This is a genomic window from Nitrosophilus sp. (assembly GCF_982775275.1).
Window position 1 is genome coordinate 1 of the sequence record NZ_CEXZHP010000049.1, and the last position, 9,448, is coordinate 9,448.

At 32.0% G+C, this 9,448-nt stretch carries 11 protein-coding genes and 1 pseudogene; 6 read left to right on the plus strand and 6 right to left on the minus strand.

The window, feature by feature from the left end; translation table 11 throughout:
- The 4 genes and pseudogenes from AC30RD_RS03830 to lpxB all read right to left on the minus strand — a co-directional run.
- A pseudogene (locus AC30RD_RS03830) lies at positions 1–213 on the minus strand (AEC family transporter); the annotation flags it as partial.
- Positions 210–1,103 (minus strand): Gfo/Idh/MocA family protein, encoded by an 894-nt coding sequence (locus tag AC30RD_RS03835; RefSeq protein WP_489492926.1) that lies wholly within the window; start codon positions 1,101–1,103, stop codon positions 210–212. The gene AC30RD_RS03835 and the pseudogene AC30RD_RS03830, both read right to left, overlap by 4 nt.
- 8 nt (positions 1,104–1,111) lie before the next feature.
- Positions 1,112–2,200: a DegT/DnrJ/EryC1/StrS family aminotransferase gene (locus AC30RD_RS03840; protein WP_489492928.1), complete on the minus strand. Its 1,089-nt coding sequence runs from the start codon at positions 2,198–2,200 to the stop codon at positions 1,112–1,114.
- Between the two features lies 1 nt (position 2,201).
- Positions 2,202–3,239, minus strand: coding sequence for a lipid-A-disaccharide synthase (gene lpxB, locus AC30RD_RS03845; protein WP_489492930.1), 1,038 nt, complete (start codon positions 3,237–3,239; stop codon positions 2,202–2,204).
- A gap of 61 nt (positions 3,240–3,300) precedes the next feature.
- Here lpxB and greA point away from each other — a divergent pair, with 61 nt between their 5' ends.
- The 3 genes from greA to AC30RD_RS03860 are packed head-to-tail and all read left to right on the plus strand — an operon-like array spanning position 3,301 to position 5,516.
- Positions 3,301–3,789, plus strand: a complete 489-nt coding sequence (greA, locus tag AC30RD_RS03850; RefSeq protein ID WP_489492931.1) for a transcription elongation factor GreA — start codon at positions 3,301–3,303, stop codon at positions 3,787–3,789.
- A 7-nt stretch (positions 3,790–3,796) separates the two neighbouring features.
- The gene (gene argC / locus AC30RD_RS03855; RefSeq protein WP_489492939.1) at positions 3,797–4,807 is read left to right on the plus strand and encodes an N-acetyl-gamma-glutamyl-phosphate reductase; all 1,011 of its coding nucleotides are present in this window, start codon (positions 3,797–3,799) and stop codon (positions 4,805–4,807) included.
- Positions 4,797–5,516, plus strand: a complete 720-nt coding sequence (locus AC30RD_RS03860; RefSeq protein WP_489492933.1) for a UDP-2,3-diacylglucosamine diphosphatase — start codon at positions 4,797–4,799, stop codon at positions 5,514–5,516. Before argC ends, AC30RD_RS03860 begins: the two co-directional genes overlap by 11 nt.
- Before the next feature lies 1 nt (position 5,517).
- On the opposite strand, the gene AC30RD_RS03865 is transcribed toward AC30RD_RS03860, so the two are convergent.
- Entirely contained in the window at positions 5,518–6,435 is a 918-nt protein-coding gene (locus AC30RD_RS03865) for a methylenetetrahydrofolate reductase (protein WP_489492934.1), read from the minus strand.
- 84 nt (positions 6,436–6,519) lie between these two features.
- Between AC30RD_RS03865 and serB the strand changes: the two genes are divergently transcribed.
- Genes serB through AC30RD_RS03880 form a run of 3 tightly spaced genes read left to right on the plus strand, consistent with a single transcriptional unit; the run spans position 6,520 to position 8,379 of the window.
- Positions 6,520–7,140, plus strand: a complete 621-nt coding sequence (gene serB, locus AC30RD_RS03870) for a phosphoserine phosphatase SerB (protein WP_489492935.1) — start codon at positions 6,520–6,522, stop codon at positions 7,138–7,140.
- Between the two features lie 8 nt (positions 7,141–7,148).
- Positions 7,149–7,658, plus strand: a complete 510-nt coding sequence (locus tag AC30RD_RS03875) for a YbhB/YbcL family Raf kinase inhibitor-like protein (RefSeq protein ID WP_489492936.1) — start codon at positions 7,149–7,151, stop codon at positions 7,656–7,658.
- Positions 7,648–8,379 carry a DUF72 domain-containing protein gene (locus tag AC30RD_RS03880; RefSeq protein ID WP_489492937.1) on the plus strand — a complete coding sequence of 244 codons (732 nt, stop codon included), beginning with the start codon at positions 7,648–7,650 and terminating at the stop codon, positions 8,377–8,379. Before AC30RD_RS03875 ends, AC30RD_RS03880 begins: the two co-directional genes overlap by 11 nt.
- Here the strand turns inward: AC30RD_RS03880 and AC30RD_RS03885 are convergent.
- On the minus strand, positions 8,328–9,448 hold a 1,121-nt coding region (locus AC30RD_RS03885), incomplete at its 5' end, for a putative bifunctional diguanylate cyclase/phosphodiesterase (protein ID WP_489492938.1). The genes AC30RD_RS03880 and AC30RD_RS03885 overlap by 52 nt on opposite strands.

Below are 9,448 nucleotides of genomic sequence, written 5' to 3' on the forward strand. Positions count from 1 at the left end.
CAAAATCAAAACAAAAAATAGAGGAGTTAATCCAAGATCGAAATCTATCTCTTTTTTTAAAAGCCCCCAAAAGGTTAAAAAAGGCTGAAGTATATAAACCGAAAGAAGAATTAGCGTTTTTTCTGTTAGTGCCTCTTTAAAAAACTTTTTTGAAAAATATCCGGCAGCTATAAAAATATAAATAGAGAGTAAAGATATCGCCGTATCTATCAAGGTAAGGCAACCTTTAGAGTTTCTATGCTATCTTCTATGGATGCCAAATCTCCCCTATCGCCGCTTTTTAAATAGCTTATAAAAGCTTTTAACTCTTTTAGTAGCGGTTCATCTTTTTTGATATGAAGATCTCTAACCCGATATGAGTTATCAGTTTTATAATCTGAAAACTCCTGTAGGGTTTGGGCGATAAGATCTGCTTCAAAATATACCTTTTCGCAAGCGACTTCAACCTTTCTTCTTTTAAAAGGCGTAAGCCAGTTTGTCGTTATGCTTGCTATAATCTCATCTTCAAGTAAAAAGCTTAAAACTGCGTTGTCTTCATAATGGTTGTGAATTTTTTGAGATTTAAAGATAGATTTATCCAAAATATCTTTCCCGGTTATATATCTTATTAGGTCGATATCATGAACCGCTAGATCGGTTAAAACCCCAACATCGCTAATTCTTGGGGGAAAAGGACCGACTCTTGTAATTTCGATAGTATAGATGGTTCTATTTTTTAACTCTTCCTTTAGATTTAAAATAGCGGGGTTAAATCTCTCAACATGCCCTATAGCGCATTTTAATCCTTTTTTTTGCACCAAGTCTAGGATATCATAAGCATCTTCTATTTTTGAGGCTACCGGTTTCTCAATAAACATATCTATATTATATTGTGCGACCTTTAGAGCTATTTTTTTATGTAAAAATGTAGGAACGGCAATAATTGTTGCGTCAATTTTCTCATTTTTAAACATTTGATCTATATCGGTATAAAAAGGTTCGCTAAAATCGTGATTTTTAGCGATATCGCAAAGAGCAGAGATTTTAACTTCGTTAATATTTTTTAAAACTCTATAATGATTTTTCCCCATAGCCCCAAGGCCTATAATTGCGATATTTATCATAATCCATCCTATAAAATTTCAATAAGAGTGTTTATAATATAGTCTTGGTCTTCGATTGTTAAAAAAGGACTCATAGGAAGGCTTAATATCTCTTTTGATACTTTTTCACTAACAAGAAAGTCTCCCTCTTTATATCCAAGATAGCTAAAAGCCTTTTGTAAATGAAGAGGCTTTGGATAATGAATAGCGGTTGGGATATTTTTTTCTTTAAGTCTATTTTGGACTATTTTTCTATTTTTTACCCTGATTGAGTATTGGGCATAAACTGAAGTTCTGTCATTCTTTATATAGGGAGTTATTACAAAATCCCTTAAAAATTTAGTATATCTATCTCCAAGTTCTATCCTTTTTTCTATCTCATATCCAAAATATTTTAGTTTTACAAGAAGAATTGCCGCTTGAATAGTATCAAGTCTTGCGTTTAATCCTATTATATCATGTTCGTATCTTCTGCTTTGACCATGGTTTTTTAACATTTTTATCTTATTTGCCAGCTCTTCGTTATTTGTAAAGACTGCTCCTCCATCCCCATAGCATCCCAAAGGTTTTGAAGGGAAAAAACTAGTGCAGCCTATTTCGCTCAAATTACAGCTTCTTTTGCCTTTGTATGTCGCTCCAAAACTTTGAGCGCCATCTTCTATCACCGTAAGATTATATTTTTTTGCGATTTCATTGATTTCGTCCATATCCGCAGGCTGTCCATAAAGACTTACAGCAATTATAGCTTTTGTTTTTTTAGTGATTTTTTCTTCTATTTTGTTAACGTCTATGTTATAACTATTTTCCTCAATATCCACAAAAACCGGCTTTGCCTTTAAAAATGCTATAACTTCCGCGGTAGCTATAAAGGTAAAAGGAGTGGTAATTACTTCGTCACCCTTTTTAATATCTAAGGCCAAAAGCGCCAATAAAAGAGCGTCTGTGCCGCTACTGCAGGTTATGGCATATTTTGATTCGGTAAATTCGCATAATTTCCTCTCAAGCTCTTCTATTTTTTTACCGCCAATAAAAGAGGCCGATTCCATAATATTTAAAACCTCTTTGTCGATCTCTTCTTTGTAGGCTCTATATTGGGCTTTTAAATCGATAAAATCCATTTTATTCTTCCTTTAAAATATTTGCAACTCTTTTTGAGCTTCCATGCTTTAGGTATTTTCTAAGTTTTAACGATTTTTTTAAAAAGGCTTCTTTGTCGAAATTTTTGTATGAATCGATTAGATTTTTAGATGATACACTTTTTTGGATAAATTCTGGATGAATAGTCTCATTTAAAAAATCTTTGGCAAAAATATTGGCAAGTCCTACATACTCTAAATTTACCAGATTTTTGGCTATATAGTAATCTAAATCGTTAGCGATATAAGAGAGTATCAATGGAGTGCCTATTAGAGCGCTTTCTAAAGTAGCCGTCCCGCTGCATATAAAAGCAAATTCGGCTTTAAAAAGTGTGTCGTGAGCGCTATAAGAAATCTCGAAATCTTTTATATCTCCATAAATTAAATCTATATCTTTTTTGTTAAAATGTTTAGGAATAACTAGATAGGCTTTTTTATCGATAGCGCTTCTTACCTCTTTAAAAATAGGCATCAATCTTTTTATTTCGCTTTTTCTGCTTCCAGGCATAAAGGCTATGATATCGGAGTTTGTAAGAGTGTTTTTGAAGTTTTTTATCTCATCCAACAAAGGATGACCCACATACTCTATTGGGGCGTTTTTTGAATAATATTTTTTCTCAAAGGGTAAAATAGAGCATAATCTATCAACATACTTTTCAAGCTCCTTTATCCTCCCTTTTCTCCACGCCCAGGCCTGTGGAAGTATATAATAGATTATTTTTTTATTTGGATATCTTTTTTTTATGCTTTTTGCAAGGGGCAGATTAAAGCCTGATGAGTCTATTAACAATACCTTATCCGCCTCTTTTGCCAAAGATATCATCTCTTTTTTAAGCTCGAAAAAAAGTGGAATCTTTTTTAAAGCGTCAACAAATCCCATAATTGAGAGGGATTGAAGATCTATGATAGGATCTCCTAGCTCTTTGTCAAAAATCCCAAAAATTTCAAAATCGCTATTTTTTAAAACCTCTTTTAGATGAATATTTGCGGATCTTTCAATAGCGCTAACCAAAATTTTCATTACTTCTCCTAAAAGTTGATATAATTATACTAAAAAATATTTATTAAAATAAGGAGAGAATGTGCAAAAAGAGCCTATGACGGAATATGGATATAAAAAACTCCAAGAAGAGTTGGAAGCGCTAAAAGAAGAAAGACCAAAAGTTGTAGTAGAGATAGAAAAAGCCAAAGAGCATGGAGATTTGAGAGAAAACGCCGAGTATCACGCGGCAAGGGAGAGACTTGCTTTTATTGACGCGAGACTTGCCGAACTTGCCGATATCTTATCTAGAGCTCAAGTTATCGACCCTTCAAAACTTTCTCACGAAAAGGTGAGTTTTGGATCAACAGTAAAACTTTTGGATATAGAAGAGGATGAAGAGATAGAATATACGATAGTAGGGGCAACAGAAAGCAATCCAGAACATGGACTAATCTCTTATAACACTCCTCTTGCAAGACAGCTTTTGGGAAAAGAGGAGGGGGATGAGATTACTGTTAAACTTCCAAAAGGAGAGATCGATTTTGAGATTTTAGAGATCTATTATAAACCCATAAATTTTGAGAGATAAAGGATATATATTGAATATCAAATGCGCTATCGTTGGAGCTACCGGTTATACAGGATTGGAGCTTATTAAAATCTTGCTAAATCATCCATATTTTGAATTAACCTATCTTGCAAGTAGCGAAGGAGGAGAGAATATCAGCGAGGTTTTTCCCTCTTTGGCCGATGTTTTAGATATCCAAATCGAAAAAGTTGATATAAAAAAGTTGTGTCAGCTTGATCTGGTATTTTTGGCGCTTCCTCACAAAAGCGCTATGAAATTCGCAAAAGAGATTTTAGATTGTGGCGTAAAAGTGGTAGATTTGTCGGCTGATTATAGATTGGATTTAAAAAATTATGAAAAATTTTATTGTAAACATGAAGATGTTGATCATTTAAAAGAGGCAGTATACGGGCTTCCAGAAATTTATAAAAAAGATATCGAAAAAGCCTCATTAGTCGCAAATCCTGGCTGTTATCCAACTGCCACACTTCTTGGACTTATCCCTTTTTTACCCTATATTGACCCAAGTTTTCCAATATATATAGACGCAAAAAGTGGCGTAAGTGGAGCCGGAAAAAAATGTGTAAAAAATACCCACTACGTAACTATAAATGAAAATATTTTTGCATATAATCCAATTTATCATAGACACTCTATCGAAATTTTTGAAAAACTTTATAAATTATCAAACCAAAATTTTGATATAAATTTCGTTCCACATCTATTGCCTATTACAAGGGGTATGCTTGTTAGCTCATATGTAAGATTAAAGGCAGATATCGATCCTCAAGGGGTATTAAAGGATTTTTATTATGATGAGAAGTTTATCAGAGTTAAAAACTCTCCAGTTGACGTAAAAAGCGTAAGTGGAACAAATTTTTGCGATATTTTTGTTCAAAAAAATAAAAACAATCTATTTATCTCAACTGCTATCGATAATCTTTTAAGAGGAGCAAGTTCTCAGGCGGTGGTAAACGCAAATTTAATGTTTAATATTCAAGAAGATATTTCTATACCAAGGATTGCATATGTTCCGTAAAATAAAAGAAGAGGCCATTTTTATCGCAGACGTTCATTATCAAAAAGGGGTTAGAGAGAAATTTTTAAAACTTTTAGATAGGATAGAATCTCATGAGATTATTCCAACTCAAATATTTTTTATGGGGGATATTTTTGATCTTTTAGTTGGAGAGATAAGATCAAGTATAGCCGAAAATATCGAGGTTATTGAGAGATTAGAAGAGTTGTCGAAAAAGTATGAGTGCTACTATTTTGAAGGAAACCACGATTTTAATCTAAAAGAGGTATTTCCTTATATGGAGGTTTTCTCAAGAGAAGAGCAACCAGTAATATTTATGGCAAAAGATGAAAAAGTGGCTTTGGCTCACGGAGATCTTTGGCTAAATAGCGAATATGAGACATATATAAATACTATTAGAGAGGATAGGGTTTTAAAGGTTCTTGAATTTTTCAATAAAATCACAAAGGGATTTTTATATAAAAAGATTCAAGAGTATAACGCTTCAAAAAATTTGTGTAAAAATATAGAAAATTTTTCAGAAGTTATTAAAAATAAAATATCCCATTATAAAAAAAATGACGTAAAAATCGTTCTTGAAGGGCATTTTCATCAAAATGTAATGGAAGTAGTTGATGAGATACTTTATATAAATCTTCCGTCATTAGAGTGTAACGGAGAGATTTTTGAGTATGCCGAGGAGAGATTTTATATAAGAAAGGTTGTGTGATTTATAGACTCTCTAGCATAAAATCGGCCAGCTCAAATCTATTTGCGGTCATTATATGAATCTTTGGATGCACTCTTATAAGATCGTTAAAAAGTTTTTTGCTAATTTCAAGTCCAATCTTTTCCTCTTCTTCATCGGATATCTTTTTAGCTTTATATAAAGCGTCTATTAAAGAGGAAGGGACGTTTATTCCCGGGACGTGAGATGCTAAAAACTGAGCGGTTCTAAGTCTTGTTATTGGGAAAAAACCGAGTATTATCTCGCTTTTTGCCTTTTCGTTTGTGAAATTTTTTCTTGTTTGATAAAAAAGTTTAACAAGGTTTTTTGCGTTTTCTATATCAAACACCGGTTGGGTAATTATACCTATCGCTCCGTGATCAATTTTTTTTGCGAATTTTTTAGTTAAAGTGGACTCTTTTTTGGCAAAAGAGTTGCTAACGCTAAAGGCGTAAATTTTTTTAGGTTTTATCTTAAAGGGTTTTCCCGCATAATCAATTCCTGCGTTAAAACATTTTATGATATCAAGCAAAAGTGTGCTATCGCCTTCAAAAACTCCTTTAGTATTTGGCTGATCGCTAATTTTTGCGCTATCTCCCGTTAAAGCAAGAATGGCTCTAACGTTAAAATCGTTGGCTCCTAAAAGGTCAGATTGCAAGGCTATTTTATTTCTATCTCTCATACTCATTGTAGCAATAACTGGTTTATTAAAATATTTTTGAAGTTTTATGGCGGCTAAAATGGAGTTGTATTTTAATCTTGCAAGAGGATTGTCCGTTGCGCTAAAACCGTCTATTTTATTTAAATTTTTAAGTTTTGCCAGCTTTTGGATCATAGGATCTATTGTAGGTTCGTGAGCGGGAGTGGTTTCTAAAGTTATAAATCTATCCTTTTGAAGTTTATCTACAAATTGTTCAAACATTTTATCCTCTTGTTAAGGTTTTTGGGGTATTATAGCATATTGGCGCAAATGGCGATATTTAAGATATGATCTGAAAGGAGAAAAATGAAACTTTGCGTTTTTGATTTTGACTCTACTTTGATGGATGGAGAAACGATAGATTTTTTGGCCGCTCCCTTGGGGCTAAAAGATAAAGTTTCCGAGATTACCGAAATGGCTATGAGAGGTGAGCTTGATTTTTTTGAAAGTTTAATAACGAGGGTAAAGCTTTTAGAAGGATTGGAAGTTGAAAAAGTTGATGAGATTTGTCAAAATCTTCCATTTATGCCAGGAGCCAAAGAGACCATAAAAGAGCTCAAAAATAGAGGATATAAAGTGATCGTTTTTAGCGGAGGATTTAGAAACGCAACAAGTCATGCTAGATCTATCTTGAAATTTGATGCGGATTTTTCAAATATTTTGCACTCAAAAAATAAAATATTAACAGGTCTAGTGGGCGGAGATATGATGTTTGATTTTAGTAAGGGTGATATGCTTCAAAGATTGCAACGAATTTTGGGGGTAAGCAAAGAAAACACCATAGCAGTTGGGGATGGAGCAAACGATAGAAGCATGTTTAAATTTGCACAAAAAAAGATAGCCTTTTGCGCAAAAGATATATTAAAAAAAGAGGCAAATGTTATAATAGATAAAAAAGATTTAAAAGAGATTTTAAATTATATCTAGGAGAAAGTATGAAAAAAATTATCAAAGCTATTTTGATAATATTAATAAACCTTAAAGGATACGCCATGATTATAAAAAGTCCGGTATTTGAAAATGGAGGATTTATTCCCTCAAAATATACATGCGACGGTGAGGATATATCGATTCCATTAAAATTTGAAGATGTTCCCAAAAATGCCAAAACTCTTGCTATTATAATGGATGACCCAGACGCACCGGTAGGAACGTTTGTTCATTGGGTAATTTACAATATTCCAGCACAGATCGGCTCCCTTCCAGAAGGAATCCCAAACATACCGGAGCTTGAATATAATATCTTGCAAGGAGTTAACGATTTTGGAAAAATTGGATATGGAGGTCCCTGTCCGCCATATGGCGCCCATAGATATTTTATTAAAGCGTATGCACTTGATATTGAACTCAATATTCAGCCCGGAATCGATAAAAAAAGATTATTAGATCTTATAAAAGATCATATAATAGATGAAGCCGTCTTGATGGGGATATATGAGAGGTAGTGCGTATATCGGGACATCTGGGTTTTATTATGAACATTGGAAGGGTGTTTTTTACCCTTTGGATTTACCAAAAAGCAGATATTTTGATTTTTATGTGAAAAATTTTAAAACAGTTGAGTTAAATTCAACCTTTTATCACCTACCAAAGGCGAAAACTATAATTCATTGGGACGAAAAAACTCCCGATGATTTTCTCTTCTCTTTTAAAGCCTATAGAGGGATTACCCATTATAAAAGATTGAAAGATGTCAAAGATGATATATATCTTTTTTTGCATCTATTAAAACCTCTTAAAAAAAAGATAGGCATTATACTTTTTCAGCTCCCTCCATCTTTTAAAAAAGATTTAACTCTTTTATCCTCTTTTTTGCATATTTTACCGCCAAGTTACCATTATGGTATTGAGTTTAGGCATGATAGCTGGTATGAAGATGAAACTTTTGAACTATTAAAACATTATAATATCTCATTTTGTATACATGATTTTGAGCAAAAAAAGAGTCCCATTGTTGTTACGTCTGAGGATATCTATATAAGATTTCATGGACCAAGCGGAAGATATAGAGGCTCTTATAGCGAGGAGTATTTAAAAGAGTGGGCAAAAAGAATCGAAGAGTTTGTAAAAAGAAATAAAAGAGTCTTTTGCTATTTTAATAACGATTTTGAAGGTTATGCCGTGTTAAACGCTAAAAAGCTGATATCTTTTTTAATTGAATTGTGATTTTTTAAAAAAATATTAAAGTTTTGCATGTTTAAAGGTTTTGATATTAAATAGCCTTGGACTTCATAACATTTTAATTTTTTGGATAATAAAAGCTGTTCATTTGATTCTATACCTTCTATTACGATTTTAAGATTTAAATGTTTCGCTAATGACGAGATATGATTTAAAATAATCAAATCTTTTTTTGATTTGTGTTTGATAATAAAAGACCTATCGATTTTTAATTTATCGATAGGGAGTTTTGATAAAAGATTTAAAGAAGAATAACCGGTTCCAAAATCATCTAAAGATATATGAAATCCTATATTTTTTAAACTTTTTAATATTGATACGGCAACTTCTTCATTTTCCATAATTGAACTTTCCGTGATTTCTAATTCTATTAAATCCGGAATTAAATCATATTTTTTTAATTTTTCTTCAAAAAATCTTAATATATTTTTTTGCATCAATTGCTTTTGCGAGATGTTAATAGCAAGCGTGATTTTTGGCATATTCATTTTTGATCTTTTTGATAAATATTTGAAAGATTCTTCTATCACGAACTCCCCAATATCTATAATCATATTTGTTTGTTCTGCAATGGGAATAAAAACGGAAGGAGGAATATTGCCTATTTTTGGATGTATCCATCTTATTAATACTTCAGCGCTTTCAATTTTATTATTTTTTAAATTCATTTTTGGTTGGAAAAATAGTTTTAACTCTCCGTTTTTAATAGCTTTTGGAAGATTATTTAATATAAAATCTCTCTTTTCTATTTTTTCTTTTAAATCTTGTGTAAAAACGACAAACTTTTTATCTAATTTTGTCGCTTCATTTGCCGCAAATTTCGCATATTTTATAAGGGTGTCTTTCTCGCAATTAAAGTATGGGAAAAAAACCGCACCCAATCTTAATTTTAAATTAACTTCATGATCATTAATTTTTATTAATTTTTCGGATATATCAAATAAGGGCTTTAATATATTTTTTAACTCTTTTAATGAACTAATATTATTTAAAATCAAGGCAAATCTTGATTCGTCAAGTTTAAAAACCGAGTGTTCTTTATAATGGTTTTTTA

Bases quoted from the DNA above. Each gene is read 5' to 3' on its own strand.
- AC30RD_RS03835 (WP_489492926.1), bottom strand. From the start codon at position 1,103: ATGATAAATATCGCAATTATAGGCCTTGGGGCTATGGGGAAAAATCAT.
- AC30RD_RS03840 (WP_489492928.1), bottom strand. From the start codon at position 2,200: ATGGATTTTATCGATTTAAAAGCCCAATATAGAGCCTACAAAGAAGAG.
- lpxB (WP_489492930.1), bottom strand. From the start codon at position 3,239: ATGAAAATTTTGGTTAGCGCTATTGAAAGATCCGCAAATATTCATCTA.
- AC30RD_RS03860 (WP_489492933.1), top strand. From the start codon at position 4,797: ATGTTCCGTAAAATAAAAGAAGAGGCCATTTTTATCGCAGACGTTCAT.
- AC30RD_RS03865 (WP_489492934.1), bottom strand. From the start codon at position 6,435: ATGTTTGAACAATTTGTAGATAAACTTCAAAAGGATAGATTTATAACT.
- serB (WP_489492935.1), top strand. From the start codon at position 6,520: ATGAAACTTTGCGTTTTTGATTTTGACTCTACTTTGATGGATGGAGAA.
- AC30RD_RS03875 (WP_489492936.1), top strand. From the start codon at position 7,149: ATGAAAAAAATTATCAAAGCTATTTTGATAATATTAATAAACCTTAAA.
- AC30RD_RS03880 (WP_489492937.1), top strand. From the start codon at position 7,648: ATGAGAGGTAGTGCGTATATCGGGACATCTGGGTTTTATTATGAACAT.